Source organism: Empedobacter sp. UBA7494 (assembly GCF_002478465.1).
Classification (GTDB): domain Bacteria; phylum Bacteroidota; class Bacteroidia; order Flavobacteriales; family Weeksellaceae; genus Empedobacter; species Empedobacter falsenii_B.
This window is the reverse complement of the sequence record NZ_DLOC01000054.1, coordinates 24,451-43,796: the sequence shown is the minus strand read 5'-3', so window position 1 is coordinate 43,796 and position 19,346 is coordinate 24,451. Positions and strand designations below refer to the sequence as shown.

Annotated in this window: 18 protein-coding genes and 1 riboswitch; of the genes, 12 read left to right on the top strand and 6 right to left on the bottom strand. The window is 31.0% G+C overall.

Annotation, left to right across the window (positions count from 1 at the left end):
• Positions 1 to 29 precede the first annotated feature (29 nt).
• From B4E95_RS06035 to B4E95_RS06020, 4 genes are all read left to right on the top strand, one after another.
• Positions 30 to 2,270: a two-component regulator propeller domain-containing protein gene (locus B4E95_RS06035; protein ID WP_291090694.1), complete on the top strand. Its 2,241-nt coding sequence runs from the start codon at positions 30 to 32 to the stop codon at positions 2,268 to 2,270.
• On the top strand, positions 2,270 to 2,989 hold the full coding sequence (gene recO / locus B4E95_RS06030; RefSeq protein WP_291090692.1) for a DNA repair protein RecO: 720 nt from the start codon (positions 2,270 to 2,272) through the stop codon (positions 2,987 to 2,989). Before B4E95_RS06035 ends, recO begins: the two co-directional genes overlap by 1 nt.
• A complete protein-coding gene (locus B4E95_RS06025) occupies positions 2,989 to 3,600 on the top strand; it encodes a hypothetical protein (protein ID WP_291090690.1) in 612 nt (203 codons plus the stop codon). Before recO ends, B4E95_RS06025 begins: the two co-directional genes overlap by 1 nt.
• A 70-nt stretch (positions 3,601 to 3,670) precedes the next feature.
• Positions 3,671 to 4,822: a cystathionine gamma-synthase gene (locus B4E95_RS06020; protein WP_291062847.1), complete on the top strand. Its 1,152-nt coding sequence runs from the start codon at positions 3,671 to 3,673 to the stop codon at positions 4,820 to 4,822.
• 49 nt (positions 4,823 to 4,871) lie between these two features.
• Here B4E95_RS06020 and B4E95_RS06015 read toward each other — a convergent pair whose 3' ends face one another.
• The gene (locus tag B4E95_RS06015; RefSeq protein WP_291090688.1) at positions 4,872 to 5,930 is read right to left on the bottom strand and encodes a hypothetical protein; all 1,059 of its coding nucleotides are present in this window, start codon (positions 5,928 to 5,930) and stop codon (positions 4,872 to 4,874) included.
• Between the two features lie 124 nt (positions 5,931 to 6,054).
• On the opposite strand from B4E95_RS06015, the gene B4E95_RS06010 reads away from it, so the two are divergent.
• The gene (locus B4E95_RS06010) at positions 6,055 to 6,648 is read left to right on the top strand and encodes a hypothetical protein (protein ID WP_291090686.1); all 594 of its coding nucleotides are present in this window, start codon (positions 6,055 to 6,057) and stop codon (positions 6,646 to 6,648) included.
• A 2-nt stretch (positions 6,649 to 6,650) separates the two neighbouring features.
• On the opposite strand, the gene B4E95_RS06005 is transcribed toward B4E95_RS06010, so the two are convergent.
• Positions 6,651 to 7,235, bottom strand: coding sequence for a hypothetical protein (locus tag B4E95_RS06005; RefSeq protein WP_291090684.1), 585 nt, complete (start codon positions 7,233 to 7,235; stop codon positions 6,651 to 6,653).
• A gap of 27 nt (positions 7,236 to 7,262) precedes the next feature.
• Positions 7,263 to 7,742, bottom strand: coding sequence for a hypothetical protein (locus B4E95_RS06000; protein WP_291090682.1), 480 nt, complete (start codon positions 7,740 to 7,742; stop codon positions 7,263 to 7,265).
• 45 nt (positions 7,743 to 7,787) lie between these two features.
• On the opposite strand from B4E95_RS06000, the gene B4E95_RS05995 reads away from it, so the two are divergent.
• Positions 7,788 to 8,534 (top strand): alpha/beta fold hydrolase, encoded by a 747-nt coding sequence (locus tag B4E95_RS05995; RefSeq protein ID WP_291090680.1) that lies wholly within the window; start codon positions 7,788 to 7,790, stop codon positions 8,532 to 8,534.
• Here the strand turns inward: B4E95_RS05995 and B4E95_RS05990 are convergent.
• Positions 8,531 to 8,971: a nucleoside deaminase gene (locus tag B4E95_RS05990; protein ID WP_286495275.1), complete on the bottom strand. Its 441-nt coding sequence runs from the start codon at positions 8,969 to 8,971 to the stop codon at positions 8,531 to 8,533. The two genes, B4E95_RS05995 and B4E95_RS05990, sit on opposite strands and share 4 nt — an antisense overlap.
• 77 nt (positions 8,972 to 9,048) lie before the next feature.
• Here B4E95_RS05990 and B4E95_RS05985 point away from each other — a divergent pair, with 77 nt between their 5' ends.
• Complete coding sequence (locus B4E95_RS05985; RefSeq protein WP_291090677.1) at positions 9,049 to 9,954, top strand: EamA family transporter; 906 nt, start codon at positions 9,049 to 9,051, stop codon at positions 9,952 to 9,954.
• A 35-nt stretch (positions 9,955 to 9,989) separates the two neighbouring features.
• On the opposite strand, the gene B4E95_RS05980 is transcribed toward B4E95_RS05985, so the two are convergent.
• Complete coding sequence (locus B4E95_RS05980; protein ID WP_291090675.1) at positions 9,990 to 11,066, bottom strand: DUF5074 domain-containing protein; 1,077 nt, start codon at positions 11,064 to 11,066, stop codon at positions 9,990 to 9,992.
• A gap of 6 nt (positions 11,067 to 11,072) precedes the next feature.
• Complete coding sequence (locus B4E95_RS05975; protein WP_291090673.1) at positions 11,073 to 12,881, bottom strand: TonB-dependent receptor plug domain-containing protein; 1,809 nt, start codon at positions 12,879 to 12,881, stop codon at positions 11,073 to 11,075.
• Positions 12,882 to 12,915: 34 nt separating this feature from the next.
• Positions 12,916 to 13,058, bottom strand: a riboswitch (cobalamin riboswitch).
• A gap of 175 nt (positions 13,059 to 13,233) precedes the next feature.
• Here B4E95_RS05975 and B4E95_RS05970 point away from each other — a divergent pair.
• The 5 genes from B4E95_RS05970 to B4E95_RS05950 all read left to right on the top strand — a co-directional run bounded on the left by B4E95_RS05970 (position 13,234) and on the right by B4E95_RS05950 (position 19,309).
• Complete coding sequence (locus B4E95_RS05970) at positions 13,234 to 13,485, top strand: TM2 domain-containing protein (RefSeq protein WP_125349960.1); 252 nt, start codon at positions 13,234 to 13,236, stop codon at positions 13,483 to 13,485.
• 158 nt (positions 13,486 to 13,643) lie between these two features.
• Positions 13,644 to 14,621 (top strand): pyruvate dehydrogenase complex E1 component subunit beta, encoded by a 978-nt coding sequence (locus B4E95_RS05965; protein ID WP_114998120.1) that lies wholly within the window; start codon positions 13,644 to 13,646, stop codon positions 14,619 to 14,621.
• Positions 14,622 to 14,699: 78 nt separating this feature from the next.
• Positions 14,700 to 17,237, top strand: a complete 2,538-nt coding sequence (locus B4E95_RS05960) for a DUF5686 family protein (RefSeq protein WP_291090671.1) — start codon at positions 14,700 to 14,702, stop codon at positions 17,235 to 17,237.
• A 30-nt stretch (positions 17,238 to 17,267) separates the two neighbouring features.
• Entirely contained in the window at positions 17,268 to 17,750 is a 483-nt protein-coding gene (locus B4E95_RS05955; RefSeq protein ID WP_291047917.1) for an inorganic diphosphatase, read from the top strand.
• Positions 17,751 to 17,875: 125 nt separating this feature from the next.
• On the top strand, positions 17,876 to 19,309 hold the full coding sequence (locus B4E95_RS05950; RefSeq protein ID WP_291090669.1) for a M28 family peptidase: 1,434 nt from the start codon (positions 17,876 to 17,878) through the stop codon (positions 19,307 to 19,309).
• Positions 19,310 to 19,346 lie beyond the last annotated feature (37 nt).

Sequence of the window (19,346 nt, the reverse complement as noted above, 5' to 3'; positions counted from 1 at the left end):
TGTTATAAATTACAGTATTTTTGTGCATTATGAAGACAAAATTGTTCATTTTCATCACCATGATTTTCACAAGTTTAAACGCTCAAAATGATAAAGTGCGTTGGACTGATCTTTTTTCTTACAATAATGTGAAATTGTTGGAAGAAGTAAATGGTGTGATTTATTGTGGAACTGAAAACGGAATTTTCTTGTTCAATCCTCTAAATCCAACAAGTGATTGGATTAAACTAAATAAAACCAATTTTTTGAACAATGTTGGGGTTTCTGCAATGGCTTATGATAAAGATTCGGATTCGTTTTTAGTTGGGTATGAAAATGGAGGTTTAGATTTATTGAAATCTGGAGAATCGACGATGGTGCTGGATATTAAATGGAATGGATTTAACGGAGTTAAAAAAATCAATCATATTTTTATAAATGATGGAATTGCGTTTATTTCTGGTGCTTTTGGGATTGTTTCCTACAGTCTTAAAGATGAAGAATTTAAAGAAACAACACGTATAAATTCTGAAGTTGTAAATGATGCAAGGATTAAAGAAGATGTTTTATATATTGCTACAGATAAAGGTATTTATTCCAGCGATTTATCGGACAAGAAATTAAATAATCCAAATATAAAATTATGGACAACATTAGTTTCAGGTAATGTTTCGAATATAGAGCTTTTTAACAATGAGATTTATTATTCAGTAAACAATGAATTAAAAACAATTTCTGGAACTCCTGTTTCTGGAGCTTTTAATTTTATTGAAGATTTAAAATTATCAAATGAAAAATTAATCATTACTCAAAATAATCAGATATCTGTTTTAGGAAGTGGTGATTATTCTAAATCTGAAATTAATTTTAATACTGCAATTTCAATTGATAATATTGTTTATGGAGGTTCAGTAAATCATGGAATTATTAATTTATCTAATCATAAAGAATTTTATCCCGATGGACCTTTCAATAATAAAGCTTGGTCTGTATCAACAGCTAAGAGTAAAGTCTGGATTGCACCAGGAGGAATGGGAGATGTTTATAATACTCCAGCTGAAAATGTAGATGGTTTTTCATATTACGATAGTAAAAATTGGAAACATTTTTCTTTCTCAAAAATTAAAGCAAAAGATATAGTACAAGTAGAAGTGAATCCATTAGATGATAATAAATTTGTAGTAGGATCTTATAATTATTATGATAGAGATGTAGATGGACGACGAGATGTGTTAGAGTTTAATTTAGCAGATAACGATGAGCCAAAAATAATTTTACAAAAAAATGATTTTTCTAGTTCAAGAATAGCAGGTCTTAATTACGATCTTTTAGGAAATCTATATGTTGCAGCTTCTTTTCCTGTAGATAAAGCGGCAGGTGCTGGATATCCTGATTCAAAATTTAATTATTATGCAAGAAGAAAGAATGGAAATACTTCTTGGGAAATTATTGGATCTGAAAAAAATATAGCTTCTACTGCTGTAAAACCTATAGCAGGTAGCCAATATACTTTTTTTCCTAATGCACGTTATGGTGGAATCTCTGTTGTGGATAACTCAAATTTTAAAGAGATTGTAAATATAAAAGTTGCAAATGGAGACTTACCAAGTGATGATGTACATACAGTTTCACTTGATAAAAGTGGAAATCTTTGGATCGGAACAGGGCAAGGTTTAGTTGTGTTGTACGGAGCTGATAATGCTGTAAGTTCTAATAATATAATTGCCGAGCCTGTTGTTATTATTCAAGATGGAATTCCGGAAGCGTTGTTAACTGATGTTGGGATTTACGCTATAAAAGTAGATAACGCAAATAATAAATGGATTGCAACAAATGGGGCAGGAGTTTATTATGTTTCGGATAGTGGAGAAACGACGAAATTACATTTTACGTCTAAAAATTCACCTTTACCTTCGGATGTTGTGTACGATGTTTCGATTGATGAATCGACAGGAAAAGTATATTTTGCAACAGAAAAAGGTGTGGTTTCGTATAATGGAGATGTGTCGACAGAAGCGAATAATTTTAACAATGCAATTGCGTATCCAAATCCTTATCGACCAGAATATAAAGGGAATGTTACGATAAAAAATCTTCCAAATCGTGCGTTGGTTAAGATTACAGATATTGTTGGAAATTTACTTTTTGAGAAAAAAGCCGAAGGAGGAATTGTAGAATGGAATACAAATAATGCAAAAGGAAAGCCAGTAGCTTCTGGAATTTACTTAGTTTTGATGACAAATGCAGATGGTACAGAAACCAAAACATTGAAAATTGCAGTTGTCCGTTAATGAAAATTTTAGAAACCAAAGCCATTGTACTTTCAAGCTTAAAATATGGTGACACGAGTTTAATTATTCGTTGTTATACACAAGATTTTGGCTTAAAATCATTTATAGCAAAAGGAGTTTTCTCCAAAAAAAAGCGAAATACTTCGTTGTATTTTCCGCTAGCAGAAATAGATTTGAGTTTTCAACCGAAATCAAATGAGCAACAATTGGTTTTCTTAAAATCAGTGCAAACGTCGTATTATTACGAATCGTTGCATTTTCATCCCATCAAATCGGCGATTGTTTTTTTCTTAGCTGAAATCTTAAATTTAGTGTTGAAAGAAGAAGCTGATAATCCTGAATTATACTTTTACATCGAACATTCGCTAAAAGAATTTGATCAAAAGAAAGACGATTTTGCAGATTTTCATTTGATTTTTTTGATTCAATTATCTCATTTTCTTGGTTTTTATCCAAATTTAGAAACTGACGGAAATCTATTTGATTTAGAAAATGGTTTTTTTACGAATTCGAATTCATCCATCAATATGTTGAAAGCAGATGAAACTGTTTTGTTCAAAAAATTGTTAGAATTACACTTTTCTGAAGATTCTAAAAATACATTCAATCAATCACAACGTTCTCTCTTACTCGAGATTCTAGTGAAGTATTATCAAATTCATACCAATAATTTCAAGAAGCCAAAATCATTACAAGTCTTACACGAATTGTTTAGTTAATGGGAAGAAAGAATAAAAAATCAAAAAAGAAAGATATAGCAAAAAATACTACAAAAAAAGAGTTTGTTTCTACCAAGACATCAAATTTTATTTCAATTGTATTATTAGTTATTGCATTTGTCCTCTATAAGAAAGATGAATTAATATTATTTAATGTAGGATGGTGGTCTTATATTGTATTATTTATATTTTCACTGATTTTCGTTTTTTTAATATTAAATATACCAATATTTAAACGTAAATTAGTAGAAACGGGATATTGGAAAGATATTGTTTTAATTTCCATTTATTACTCGATTTTTCTCTCAATATCTTTTTATTATGGATCGAAACATATTGTTAATGATTTAGCAAAAGATCAAATAATTACAGAAAATTGTGAAATTTTAGAAGTTAAAAAAGGAAGACATAGAAGAGGTGGAGATTATTATAAGCTGAAAGTTAATTTTAAAGGAAATAAAGAAACAATAGATTTAGATAAAAACTTATATCAACAGCTTGAAAAAGTTAGTTTGACAAAAAATCATGCAATTATAAAAGTTAGACCTTCTATTTTTGATATTTATATAGTGGAGAATGTTCTTATTGAATCCAAAATTCTCCTGAAATAAATTCTAACAAATCTTTAAAACAAAGAATAAATAAAACTCCATATATTTGCTATAGTTAAAAGCATTTACAATGAAATTCAATACAAAAGCTATACACGGAGGTCAACAACATGACCCTTCTACAGGAGCTGTAATGACTCCAATTTACCAAACATCAACATTCGCACAAAAATCACCAGGAGATTACAAAGGATACGAATATTCTCGTGGTGCAAACCCAACAAGAACTGCTTTAGAAAATGCATTAGCATCTATCGAAGGAGGAATTGCAGGTTTTGCATTTGGTTCTGGTTTGGCTGCAATCGATGGTGTATTAAAATTATTTAAACCAGGTGATGAAATCATCGCGATGGACGATTTATATGGAGGTTCTTACCGTTTGTTTACACGTGTTTATGAAAAATTTGGGTTGAAATTCCATTTCGTAGATATGACAAATGTTGAGGCTGTTGTTGCTTTAATCAATGATAATACAAAAATGGTTTGGGTTGAAACACCTACAAATCCATTGATGAAAGTGGTTGATATCAAAGCTGTAAATGATGCTGTAAAAGCAAAAAAATCTGATATTTTAGTCGCTGTTGATAATACATTTGCTTCGCCTTATTTACAACGACCAATTGAGTTGGGAGCAGATATAGTGATGCATTCTGCAACAAAATATTTAGGAGGTCACTCAGATTTAGTTGCTGGAGCAATTGTGGTTAATTCAGAGCAATTGGCAACTGATGTTCACTTCAATTTATTTGCAACAGGAGGAATTTTAGGACCACAAGATTCTTACTTAGTTTTACGTGGAATCAAAACTTTGGCTGTTCGTATGGATCGTCACTGTTCAAACGGAATGAAGATCGCACAATTTTTAGAGGCTCATCCAAAAGTTGCGCACACGTATTATCCAGGTTTAGAAAATCATCCACAACACGAAATTGCGAAAAAACAAATGAAAGATTTCGGAGGAATGGTAACGTTTACGTTGACTTCTGGGAAGAAAGAAGATGCTTTCAAAATTTTAGAAAACTTAAAAGTTTTCACTTTGGCTGAATCTTTAGGTGGTGTTGAATCATTAGCAAATCACCCAGCTACGATGACACATGCGTCTATTCCTGCTGAGAAACGTGCTGAAATTGGTATTACAGATGATTTAATTCGTTTGTCTGTTGGTATCGAAGATATAGATGACTTATTAGAAGATTTAGAACAAGTTTTGAATTTGATTTAATCGATATAAGGAAAATAAAAAAAACGGAATCTATAAGATTCCGTTTTTTTTATTGAATTGGAGTTAATGCTTCAGAATTACGAAGAATTGCAACGTATTGAAAATAATCAGTTGTTTTTAAATTTTCTTTTGGCGTAATGTTTTCTCCAAATAATCTTGACTTTATTTGAATTAAATTTTGAGAAGATTTGTATGGTGAATTTTTCGCATTAAGATTAAAAATTGAAATAGAATTAGACTTTGCAAGTTCTTTAAAATCAAGGATACCTTTTATTAACATCATCGGTCCATCAGCATTTATCCAGTTTATTTTTTCATTTTCTGGAGTAGGAAATTGATCATTTTTAGGTAAATACATCTCACTATCCAATGTATAACTTACGATGCTTGTTACGTTATATTTATTGTCTAAAAGTCTTTCAGCAAAAGGTTTTTCTTTATCATTCATACTTTTTTGAAGTGTATGAAAAAGACCAAATAATCCATAGAATTTTTCATTTTGTAGATGATTCTTTGAAATGATATGATTAAAATTTTCAATCATTGCAGAATCTCTTGAAATTTTGTTGTTAGAATCATCAAAGTTTGTATCAATACCCAAAACAACAATTTTAGATGAATTATTTAATGTTTTATTGTAATCATACAAGTTGTTCCATTTTTTTAGTAACTCTTGACTTGATTGTTGAGGAATTCTTTTTTTAATAGCTAAAACAACTTCTTTTAATAATTTTTCATTTTTAACATCGGAGCTTAGAAATGTGTTTAATTTTTTAGAATTTAAACTGTCCATTTCGGCAATGTAATAGTTGAATCCAAGATTCTTATTCAGATATTTAAACATAAATTCATCTAATTTTTGATTGTCAGCAAAACCATGAATTTCACCTAATAGAATAACATTTGAAGTGTTGAAATTATTATCAAAAATCTGAGAATCAAAGTTGCTGTCAATTGTTGTTTTATTATTTTTTAGATAGCCAATATTTGTTTCATTTTTAGAAGCTAAGAAAATTTTATTACTAATAAATAAATATAAAAAAATAAGTGTAATTATTGAAATTAGAGTTATAAAGAAGATTTTTAGGATTTTGATAAGTGTTTTCATGTTGTTAATTTTTATCAAAACTATAGTTATCAAAAGACTTGTATAAATATATGTTTACGAATTGTTGATTTTTTAGGATGAATTGAGAAAATCATTTACTGAAATTTTTTTCTATTTTTATAAAATGAAGTTTCTAATTCTTTTCTTACTTTCTGTGATGAATTTTGCTCAAAAGTTGGATACGATTAATCTCAATCAAGTTGAGGTTATGAATTATTCCAATTACAAACAATTTCGTCCAAAGTTTAAACAAGTGGTTCGATTAACGGATAACACAAGTTTCGGACTTAAAATATTTTCGAATTTATTACTTCCAAACGAGAAAGAAATTGAAATTGTCGCAATTGAAATTTTATTCGAATCAAAAGTGAAAAAGAAAAATTATTGCAACGAATATTATTATTTCAAACCAATGATTCTAAAATCGATTGAGGATAAACAAAGTTTGATTGAAGAAAAATGGTTTGAAGTGGATAAAGATTATCAAGGAAAATATATTTTTCCGATTCATTTAAAACTTAAACCTTCCGAAGCCAAAAACTATTTTATTGGTTTAGAAACTTCTTACGAAAATCCTTTTTGTCCCGAAGGAAATGGCTATTTTGATTTGATTGTAACAAAAAAATCAGTCGAATATTACAATGAAATTAATGGTGAAATGATTAAACAAGATATTTTGAAAAATCATTCACTTAACTACAAAATCTATTACAAATAGATTTATTTCCACAATAATTTCAATTCAACTTTATATTTCCCAGCGTATGGTTTTGGGGTTGTTGGTTTCTCCGAAATCGAGAATTGATACACGCCACGCGCAGGTAATTCGAAAATGGTTTCTTTGCCAAAAGGACCACCTTTTATAGAATCCGCAGGTCCTTTGATGTGATTAATTCTAATATTCGCTGTAGAATCTTGTGCAGAAATTTTGATCCAAACTTTCTTTGCAGAATCTGCATTAAACGTAAACGTATTGGTTTGTCCCGCTATTTTAGTCGGTTCCGCTTTTGCTTTTGCATAACTTACTTCAAGATTCTCTGTAGTGTTATTAGCGCTTAAAGGAACAATTTTATCTGTATTAGATATAACTTTTTGCTGAGGTTTTATCACAACTTTTTTCTGAGGAGAAGCTGTTTTTACCACTTCTTCTTTCATTACATCTTCTGTTGTTGGTTTATCTTTTTTTACCAAATCCTTGTACGCAGAATCAACTCCAATCTTGCTTGGATAAATGGTTGGTGTAGATTTGTCTTCACAATTATAAAGCGTAATCAATGTAATAAAAGCGATAAAAGTCCATTTCATAACAGAAAAATTCTGTTGTAAAAGTAACTATTTTAACTGCAATTTCAAGGTATATTTTCCTTCAAATGTATCTCCTTGCATCAAACTTTCGCCAATTCGGATTTGATACAAGCCTTTTTCGGTTAAATCATAATTGATTTCTTGTCCAAAAGGACCATCTTTCTCGTTATTTGGAGAGATAAGTTGATTAATTCTGATGTTTCCGAGTTTATTTTGAGGAATAATTTGAATAAAAACAGAGGAAGAAGAATCATTCCTAAAACTAAAAGTTTGTTGTTCTTTCGCTTCTTTTTCAATCTCAAATTCGCCTTTTCCTTGAATTAATTTCAATTCAGAATTATTCATAGTCTTTGGAGAAGCAAAAGCAATTTCTTGAATAGAAGAATCTTTTTTGACTACTTTTTGAGTCGTTTCTCCTATTGATATTGTTTGATTACTTGTCATACAATAAATGATAATAGCACCAATAGCTATTGTGAGTATTATTATGGGATTATATTTTTTCATTATTGTAAATTTGTATTTAATTAATTACAAATTCTGAACCAAAATATGTTGTTCTACGAAAGTATTGGAGTTGGGAAACCTATAGTTTTCTTACATGGTTTTTTGGAAAATCATAAAATATGGAATCGTTTACAGAATGATTTATTTCATCACAATCAAATTATTACAATTGATTTACCTGGACATGGAAATTCTGAAAATTTTCAAGAGGTGAATACGATGGAAGAAATGGCAGAAAAAGTGATTGAAGTTCTGGATGAATTAAATCTTGAAAAAGTAGCTTTTGTAGGACATTCGATGGGAGGATATGTGACGTGTGCGTTGGCTGATCTTTTTCCTGAACGAGTAGAAAATATTGTTTTGATTAACTCCTCGACTTTACCAGATGATGAAGCGAAGAAAAATCAACGTTTGAAAGCGTGTGAAACTGCTCGTAAAAATTTCAATGCGTTGGTGAGTTTTAGTATGCCTACTTTATTTGCAGCGCATCATCGAGATCAATTCAAAGATGAGTTGAAATTTGTAAAAGAAATTGCTTTAGAAACTCCAATCGAAGGCGTTTGTGCAGCTTTGAAAGGAATGCGAGAGCGTCCAGATCGTTCGTCGATTTTGTATGATTTCAAAGGTGGAATTTATATTATTGTTGGAATGAATGATGAAACAGTTAATCCTGAATTATTTTTAACCTTAATTCCAGATTTACCTAATATTCATTTGTATAAATTTGATGGAGGACACATGGCTTTTATAGAAAATTATGACGAAGTTTTATCGATTTTGAAATCGATTTAACGCTTGCGTTGAAAAAATTCTTTCATTAATAGACCACATTCATCTTCCATAATTCCCGAAACAATTTCAGTTTTTGGATGTAACTCGCCAATTTTTGCTTTAAAACCACGTTTTTCATCCGAAGCACCATAAACCACTTTCGAGATTTGGCTCCAATACAATGCTCCGCCGCACATCACACAAGGTTCTAAAGTTACATACAATGTACAATCTTGTAAGTATTTTCCACCCAAATAATTTGCTGCTGACGTAATCGCTTGCATTTCAGCGTGCGCGGTAACATCAGTCAACGTTTCCGTTAGATTATGTGCTTTCGCGATAATTTTGTTGTTGCAAACAATCACAGCTCCAACTGGAATTTCGTCTCGCTCGAAAGCTGTAATTGCTTCGTTAAAGGCGATTCGCATAAAATATTCGTCTGTAAAAAGATTTTCCATTTCTATAAAATTTAAGGCAAAAATAATCATTTCCAAATTGGATATTCGATACATTTGTACAAATTGACGCCTCTTTTATGAATCAATCAAAATATATCATAGCAGCCATTATAACCTACTTTATGTGGGGATTTTTCAGTTTCGGATTGAAACCAATCGCTGGTTATCCACCTTTGGATATTCTATTTTTTAGATTGTACGTTTCCGTTTTCTTTTTAGTGGTCATTAATGTTGGATTTCGACGCAATAAGATGAAAGCTGATTTTGATTTGTTTAAATCATTTGATAAAAAGAAACAGAAAGAATTAGGAAGTTTAATTGTTGGCGGATCATTGGTTTTGATGACAAATTGGTTGATGTTTATTATCGTGATGAATCATATTAGTGTGCAAGCTGCGTCGCTGTCATACTTGGTTTGTCCGATTATCACCACCGTTTTGGCTTTCATTATTCTGAAAGAACATTTGACCAAAATAAAATGGATTGCAGTTGGTATTAGTTTTTTAGCATGTTTGGTTCTTTCTATAGGTCATCTTATAGACTTGGTTTATAGTTTGATTGTAGCGTGTACATTTGCACTCTATATAATTATTCAGAGAAGCTTGAATTTTTATGATAGTTTTAATTTGTTGATGACACAATTATTAATTGTAGCGATTCTGATGTTACCATTGGTTTTCATCTTTTCAGGACCAATTCCGACCGAAACAATTTTCTATCAATGTATCATGATGATTGTGATTTTGTTCACTATCATTCCAATGTTCTTAAACAATTTTGCTTTAAAAGGAATTGACTCTTCAACCGTTGGAATTTTAATTTATTTGAATCCAATTATGAATTTTGTTTTAGCAATTTTCTATTACAAAGAAGCCGTTTCTCCAATGCAAATGATCGGTTATAGTTTGATTTTACTCGCGATTGTAGTGTTTAATTCACAAACAATTTTCAAAATGAAAAACATAAAAAAATCTGAAGTTTAAAGTTCAGATTTTTTATGTTGATTTTTCAGGAAATATTATTTGATGTAAACAGAATTTGGTGAAACTCCAGTTGTAATTGCTGGATTTTTAAGACCTCCTTGTGCATTCTGAATTAATAATCGCCCACTCGATTTATTATCTTTAGAATCTAAAACGTAAAAAGTATCACCTTTTACATTAAATCCATAAACATTATCAGCACCTGTTATATAATCTGCTTTTGTAGGTAATGCAGTTGCATTTGTAGCCATAGAATAAACAGAATTATTAACGATGTAGTACAATTTACTATTCTCCGCAACTAAGAAATTAGGATGTTGTCCATCAGGAAAATTCATTTCTAATTTATCTTCTGAAGTTAAATTATAACGAACCAATTTTCCTTTTGTAGTAGTTCCCCAATTAACACCTTGAGAAAGCACAAATAAATTTCCGTTTTGAATTGTTAAATCTGTCGGAACATCACCAACATTTATACTTTTTTTATCATTTGTTTTAAGGTCAATAATTGTAACTGTTTTACCTGTTCCCCAGCCACCTTTTTGTGCAACATAAAGTTTGTTATTGTCAAGAATCATTTTTTCTGGACCTTCATCTACTTTATATTTTTCTACAAATGTTAAATCACTGATTTTGTATTTTGCAATAAAATCATCTGTCGTTACATTAGGATCTCCCCAGTTTGAGATATACAAAAATTGATCATCAGAAACGATATAACGAGGGTTGCTCATATTATCTGATGATGGAATTGTACTAATTTTTTTGAAAGTTGTGTTGTCTACAACTTCTACTTTATTAGAAACATTAAGAACAATATAAGCTTTGTTTCCTTTGAAATACATGCTTTGTCCTACAGAACCCAATTGTGCACCAGCGTTCGCAGTCTTGAAAATTTCTTGAATAGGATTTGTTGTACTTACATCTTTTGTTGGATCAAAATAAGTGATTTCTGCGTTAGCTGAATTGAAACCTCCTTCATTCAAAATAAAAACTCCTTTCGAGTAGTTTCCTTTTTCAGGATCATTATTTGGCCCATCATCGTCATTTGAACAAGATTGTAAAAATACTCCTGCCAAGGCTATAAGTGCGATTGATTTAAATTTAGTCATAGTTTTTTAAAATTTTATTTGTATTTGTATGTTATAATTTGTGCCGGGTTGCCAACGATTTTCTTGCGTTTGATATTCTTGGTTAAACACATTATTCACACTCATAGAAACGCTATAAAGTGGTGAAATCGTATAATTTAAACCTAAATTCGTTAGCCAAAAACCATCAAGTGTTCTTTCTTCTTCCGAATCGGTAAAAACTTTACTTGTATAAATATTTTGTACAAAAGCAGATAAACGTTTGTAAGTGTATTGTGCGCTCGCCGTCCATTTATGATTTGGGGAATACATCAATTCCTTATTTTTAAATTTATCTTTTGTTTTGGTGTATGCATAAGTTGTATTGAAACTAAATGCATTCCATTTGTAGCTTCCAATTATTTCAAAACCATAGGTTTCAGCTTTGTTGATGTTCACAGGAACCCAATAAGAAGTGTTTTGCGAACTCGGAATCCATTGAATCATATCACTCAACTTATTATAAAAAATATTGGTTTGAATGTTTAAATTTTTGTTGATAAAATCATTTCCAAGTTCAAATTGATAAGCTGATTCTGATTTCAAATCTGGATTTCCACCAGTTTTCCAAAATAAATCATTGTAGGTTGGATTTCTGAAATTTTTCGAAACATTTCCTCTCAATTGATACGAATGAATCGGACGAAAATTAAAACCCAATGAATAAATAAATGGATTTTGGTACGTATCAGAAAAATCTTGACGAATACTCGCTTCGTATTCCAAAACATCTGATAATTTATGCTTCGCGATTAAGGCAAAATTGATTGAGTTTTGATCGCTTTTATTCAAATTATTTCCACTTCCTTGATTATAATTAGCTTCAGATAAAAATGAAAGCTCGAAATTATTAGTCAATTGATGATTCAGATAATATTTTAAAACATAATTATCCACCTGTAAATCGTCCGAATAAGATTTGTGAATATTGTTGAAATAACTGCTTTCTTCTCGGATATAAGCTAATTTTAACTGCGATTGCCACTTTTCATTTGGATTGAAATTCCATTCTGTCATCAAACGGTAATCCTGATTTTCGTATCCAGAAGGCGTTGAACCAATGTCAACCAAAGGAAATTCGCGCTTTCCAAAATTGAACATTGAATAAAGTTTCAATTCGTTTTCAGGATTAATTTTATAGCCAAAATTTCCATTAATTGTATTGAAATAATATTTTCCATTCAAATTCTTCTTCATGTGATTCGGAATTTTATAATCATTATCAGATTGATTTCGTTCGTAATCGATTGAAGAACTAAATTTTTCTGTACTATATTTCAATTGATATTTTCCCGACCATGTATCGTAACTTCCGTATCCTAAATTTATTTTTTGCTGTAAACCTTTGTCATACTCAAATTTATTCAACAAATGAATTGTACCGCCGATAGAACCTGTTCCATACGCAATACTTCCGCCGCCTGGTTTCACTAAAATTCCGTCAAACGAATTACTTGCAAATAAATTAAAATCCGTTTGTCCTGTTGTTTGCGAATTGACATTAATTCCGTTCCAAATTACGGCTGTGTGCGAAGCTAAAGTTCCTCGAAACGAAGGTGAAGAAACCATTCCTCGTCCATTTTCTTTAAAATAAATTGGCGTTTGCTCTTGTAAAACTTGCGTCAGTTGATTAGGATTTTGCTCTAAAATACTATCATTAAGTTTGATAATACTTTGAGATTTGTAATGATTTTTAAGAAAAGCATCGTTCAAAATCAAAGGTTTCAAATTGATGGTATCCGTCTGTGCAAAAGCAATTCCAGCGATAAGATTAAAACAAAGAAAAAGTTTTTTCATATTAAAATCTGTTTTTCCTCCGAAAACATTTTCTATTAATTTGTTAGCAATGGCAGGTTTCCTGACTTATTCTTTTACAAAAAGTATGTTAGAATTTACAGTTGCGGGGACAGTTTTGGAATTGAACCAAATTCCCTTTTAACTCACTCGTTGAGCACCATTTTATGCAAATGTAAAGAAAAGCAATTGATTTTATAAAAAGTAGATTGTTAAATCGTTAACCTTAAATTAAGATCAGATTTATATTATTTGTACAATATTCAAAATCATTATATCTAGTGATTTTTAAGAAAGATGGACAAATTAAATTTGTAACCAACAAAAACAATTATTTAGTTAAACTTTAAAAATTATGGAAAACAATCAACCGTACAAATCAGAGAAAAAACTTATTGCCGGAATTTTAGCGATAGTATTAGGAACTTTAGGAGTTCACAAATTTTATTTAGGCTACACTAAAGAAGGTGTTATTCAATTAATTATTGGTCTTGTGACATGTGGAGCAGGAGGACTTATTGGATTAATCGAAGGAATTATGTATTTAACAAAATCTGATGAAGAGTTTGATGAAACTTATGTAAAAGGTCACAAAGGCTGGTTCTAAAAACAGAGATTACATTCTTTTTCAACTATTTTTCGATCCCAAAATAACTTTAGATTATTTTGGGATTTTTTATTGAATGAATTCGTTTTAAATAATTCGCAAGTTTTTTATTACATTTGCTTTAGGAAAAAATATAATAAAGAACGAAATCGCATAAAATGGCTATAAAAACATTTAGAGAAGTAATCGCAGAGGCAATGAGTGAAGAAATGCGTCGCGATGAATCTATATTTTTAATTGGAGAAGAAGTAGCAGAATACAACGGAGCGTACAAAGCTTCGAAAGGAATGTTAGACGAATTTGGAGCAGAACGTGTAATTGATGCACCAATCGCAGAGGCTGGTTTTTCTGGAATCGCAATTGGATCTACAATGACGGGATGTCGCCCAATCGTAGAATACATGACATTCAACTTCTCATTAGTGTCTATTGACCAAATTATCAATAACGCTGCAAAAATTTATCAAATGTCAGGAGGACAATTCAACTGTCCAATTGTATTTAGAGGACCTACTGCTTCTGCAGGACAATTAGGTGCAACACACTCACAAGCTTTTGAGAATTGGTATGCAAATGTACCAGGTCTTAAAGTAATTGTTCCTTCAAATCCTTATGATGCAAAAGGTTTATTAAAATCTGCAATTCGTGATAACGATCCAGTAATTTTCATGGAATCTGAACAGATGTATGGAGATAAAATGGAAATGCCAGATGAAGAATACACAATCGAAATTGGTAAAGCAGAAATCAAACGTGAAGGTACAGATGTAACGTTAGTTTCTTTCGGGAAAATCATTAAGCAAGCTTACATTGCTGCTGATGAATTAGCTAAAGAAGGAATTTCTGTAGAAGTAATTGACTTACGTACAGTTCGTCCATTAGATTACGATACAATTTTCAAATCTGTTAAGAAAACAAATCGTTTAGTAGTTTTAGAAGAAGCTTGGCCTTTCGCTTCAGTTGCTTCAGAAATTACGTATATGGTTCAACAAAAAGCATTCGATTATTTAGATGCACCAATCAAACGTATCACAACAAAAGATACATCAGCACCTTATGCTCCAAACTTGTATGAGACTTGGATTCCTAATGCAAAAGATGTAGTTGAAGCTGTAAAAGCTGTGATGTATAAATAATTAAGATTTATAAACTATATTTGTAAAGTCTAGCATACATTTTGCTAGACTTTATTTTTTTTTAACCAAATCTTATTGATGAAAAGTTATATAACAGCTTTTTTTATAGTTGTTTTAGCGTCTGTGCACGCGCAAGTAAAAATTCAAGGAAAGGTAATCGATTCTGAAACTCAGAAGCCTATTCCTTACGCAGATATTCGTTTACCAGAACTTAAAGTAAGTGCAACATCAAACTCTGATGGCACTTTTTATATCGAATCTAGTTCGAATACAAATAAAATTGTCGTATCAAAAAATGGATATGAAACGTCTGATTATGTAATTGAAAATAAAATTGATTATAATTTTATTGCTCAATTATTTTTAGCAGAAGACAATACTTCAGAAGAAGATGACGGAACGGTAGATTTACAAACTGCGGTTGTTTCAGCAAAGAAAAAACGTCTTAAAAAGAAAGAAAATCCAGCTTATGCTATTTTGCGTGAAGTATGGAAACGTAAAAAGAAAAATGGGCTAAAATTAGCACCACATTACCAATATGATGAATACGAAAAGTTGCAATTTGATATTAGTAATATCGATTCTACTTTTATGAAACGTAAGATTTTTAAAGGAATGGAGTTTGTTTTCGAGAAAGTAGATACTTCTTCTATTAATGGAAAAACATATTTACCAGCTTTCTTGAATGAGTCAATTTACAATGTTGCAGGAATTAATAAACCTTCTACAAAAGAACGTCGAGAATTAATTGCAAATAAAACATCAGGTTTCGAGAAAAATGAAGTGGTGGCTTCTACGGTAAAAAATCTTTTCCGTGATATTGATATTTATGATAATCGTGTCAATATTTTAGATATTAAATTTGTGAGTCCAATTGCTACAGATGGTTTCGCGGTTTATGATTACGAATTGAAAGATACTATTGATGTAGATGGAATAGAATCTTATCGAATCAAATATTATCCACGTCGCGAAGGTGAATTGACATTTAAAGGAGAATTATATATTTCGAAAGATGCTTATGCGGTGAAAGAGGTTGTGATGGAAACGACGAAAGAAATGAACGTGAATTTTGTGCGTAATATTTTCATGAATCTAGAATATGATATTCCAAACGATTCTATTTTCTATCCGAAAAAAGAATATGCGATGTTGGATATGTCGTTGTTGAGTAAAAAGGAAAGTGCGAAAGGAATTTTTGCGCATAAAACGGTGAATTATTACAATTACGATTTCGATACAACACATCCCGAAGCTTTTTATTACGAGAAATTAGATCCAGCAAAAGCTGCGCTTAACGAAAAAGATAATCAGTTTTGGACAGAAAATCGTCCTGAAGCTTTAACGAAAGATCAAGAAGGTATTTACGAAACATTAGAGCAATTAAATAAAGTACCAAAATTCAATAATATTGTGAAAGCAATCGAGATTTTTGGTTCTGGATATTACAATGTCGGAAATGCAATTGATATCGGGAATTTATATTCATCTTTTGGATACAACCAAATCGAAGGATTCCGTTTGAGAGCTGGAGCTCGTACATATTTTTCGCAAAATGATATGTGGCGTGCGCAAGGTTTCTTGGCATATGGTTTTCGAGATGATAAATTCAAATATGGAGCAGATTTTCGTTACATGTTCAATAAATATAATCGTTTTCAAGTCGGTATCGGAACAAAACGTGATGTAGAACAATTGGCTGCAACGTTAACGGCTTCTGATGGAATTATGACCCGTAGTTTTGCTTCGTCATCAATCATCAATCAAGGAGATAATACATTTTTGAGTAATAATAATTTGACAAATGTGTATACATCGATTGAACCTTGGAAAAATGTAACGTTTCGTGTTGATGGAAATTATCAATTAATCAAACCAGCAGATACAGAACATTTCTCGATTGGTTATGAAAAAAATGGTCAGATTAAAGAAACTTTAACAAACTCAAGTGTAAGTGTTTCGGTAATTGCTCGTCCAGGTGCAAAATATTCGCAATACGGGATTGATCGTTACGAAATGACAACACTTGCACCCACGTTAATGTTGCGCTATACAAAAGGATTGAAAGGCGTTATTAATTCAGATTTTGAATATGATAAATTACAATTTTTATATACACAACCAATTTTGATTGGATCTTTTGGTAAATCATTGGTAACTGTAGAAGCAGGAAAAACATTTCAAGGTGTTCCTTTATCATTAATGAGTGCGTTACCTGGAAATGAGAGTTACGGACAAGTTTATGGTACATTTTCACAATTAGATTATTATGAATTTGTAACAGACGAATATGTAACGATGAACTGGGAACATCATTTTAACGGTTGGATTTTGAACAAAGTTCCGTTAATCAAAAAATTAAAATTAAGAGAAGTAGGATTCTTGAGAGCGGCTTACGGAGACATTTCGGAGAAAAGTAAAGCTATTAATCGTTCGACAATAGAATATTTTGCACCAAATCAACAAATCTACTACGAATACGGGTTTGGGATCGAAAACATTGGTTTTGGAAACATTAGACCAATACGTGTTGATTTTAATTGGCGCGGAAATTATAATAATTTGCCAGATGTTCGTAAATTTGGCATCACAATCGGTTTAGATTGGAATTTTTAGAAAATACATAATAAAAAAAAGAATATTACAATGACTTTTGATGCAATCATTGAAATCCCAAGAGGATCTCGCAATAAATATGAAATGGATCACGAAACAGGAAGAATCCGTTTTGATCGTGTTTTATACTCTCCAATGTTCTACCCAGCTGATTACGGTTTCGTAGAAAATACATTAGGATTAGACGGAGATCCAATTGACGTATTAGTTTTCTTAACAGAACCTACTGTTCCTGGATGTGTAATCGAAGTAAAAACAATCGGTGTTCTTAAAATGTCTGATGACAAAGGACAAGATGAAAAATTAATTTGTGTACCAGTTGCTGATCCAACATGGAACCAATTAGAAAACATCACTGATATGAATCCTCATACATTGAAAGAAGTTGAGCACTTTTTCAGAGTTTATAAAGACTTAGAAAATAAAACAACAACAATTGAAGGGTACGGTGATAAAGCAGAAGCAGAAAAATTATTGCAAGATGCAAGAGAGCGTTTCGTACCAGCTCATTAAGAAATAATTTATAATTTCATATAAATAGTCCTCATTTTTTGAGGACTATTTTTTTTGATTAAATTTTCCTCCCATTCTATCAACTATTTCCAAAAACATTTTTAAGTTTATAGAAATACTCACACATGAAATCGAAATTTTTATTAACACTAGGTTTAATCTCTACAACCATGAGTTTATCTGCTCAAACTAATCAACAAGTTTTAGACTTGATTAACAAAGAAGTACAACAAAATTCTGAAGCTTATCAACAATTAAAAAAAGCAACCGAAACAATCGGACATCGTGCAACAGGAACAGAAAATGGACGAATAGCAGAAGAATATGCAGCAAATTTGTTGCGTTCGTATGGTTATGATGTGTCTTTTCAAGAGTTTACATTTAGCGGATGGAATCGTAGAAGTTTAGATTTAAAAATCAATAATCAACCTATAAAAGCCGTTGCTTTGGCGCATTCGCCAGAAAATGTTAGTCTTTCGGGAGAATTGATTGATTTAGGAAATGGACTTGAAGAAGATTACAAAAAGATTGGTGATAAAGTAAAAGGAAAGATTGTTTTTGCTGCGCTTGGTTTGTTGGATGGAACGCCAAAAGAAATAGAAAATCTACATCGTTCCGAAAAAACAGCTTTAGCAGAAAAGTACGGAGCGAAAGGAATTATCTTGTTTAATCGCCCTGCTGGAGGAATTCTATTGACAGGAACGGCTTCTGTAACGGGAGAAATTATTAAAATTCCTGCGATTAATATTAGTTTAGAAGATGGATTGAAAATTAAAGAAAATCTATCAAAAGGAAAAGAAATTGCTAAAATCGAAATGAAAAATGATGTTGGACAAATGAAAGGTCGCAACATTATTGCAAAGAAAATCGGTTCTAAATTTCCAAACGAAAAAATAGTTCTTGGAGGACATTTAGATAGTTGGGATTTGGCTACAGGAGCAATTGATAACGGCGTTGGAAGTTTTTCTGTAATGGATATTGCGAGAACGTATAAAAAGTTAAATCTTCAAAATGATCGAACAATAGAATTTGTTTTATTTATGGGCGAAGAAGTTGGTTTGATAGGTTCTAAATATTATGTCAATCAAGCGTTGAAAGATGGTTCTATCAATCAAATCAAAGCAATGTCGAATATGGATATGACAACAAATCCAAAGTCGTATTACTCGACAATGGAAAGTAATTTGCCTATTTTAACTGATTATGCGAATGATGTTCAAAAAGTGATTCCAGATTTTAAATTGAAAACATTTGCGAGTGTAGATTTACATTCAGATCATCAACCGTTTATGTTGCAAGGCGTGCCTATTATCGGGCTTTCGGATAGTCAATTTACAAAAGGAGCGTTAAATTGTTATCATGCAAATTGCGATACATTTGATTATGTGGAAGAAGTTGGTTTGAAAAACAATGTGATTTTAGAAACGTATTTGTTGTATAGTTTGAGTAATTTGAAAGAAATTCCTTCAAAACGTTGGAACGAGCAAGAAATAAAAGAAGCCTTAATCAAAGGAAATTTAGAAACTCCACTTCGTATTTCGGGCGATTGGAGATGGTAATATCAAAAAAATCCTTCAGAATTTCTGAAGGATTTTT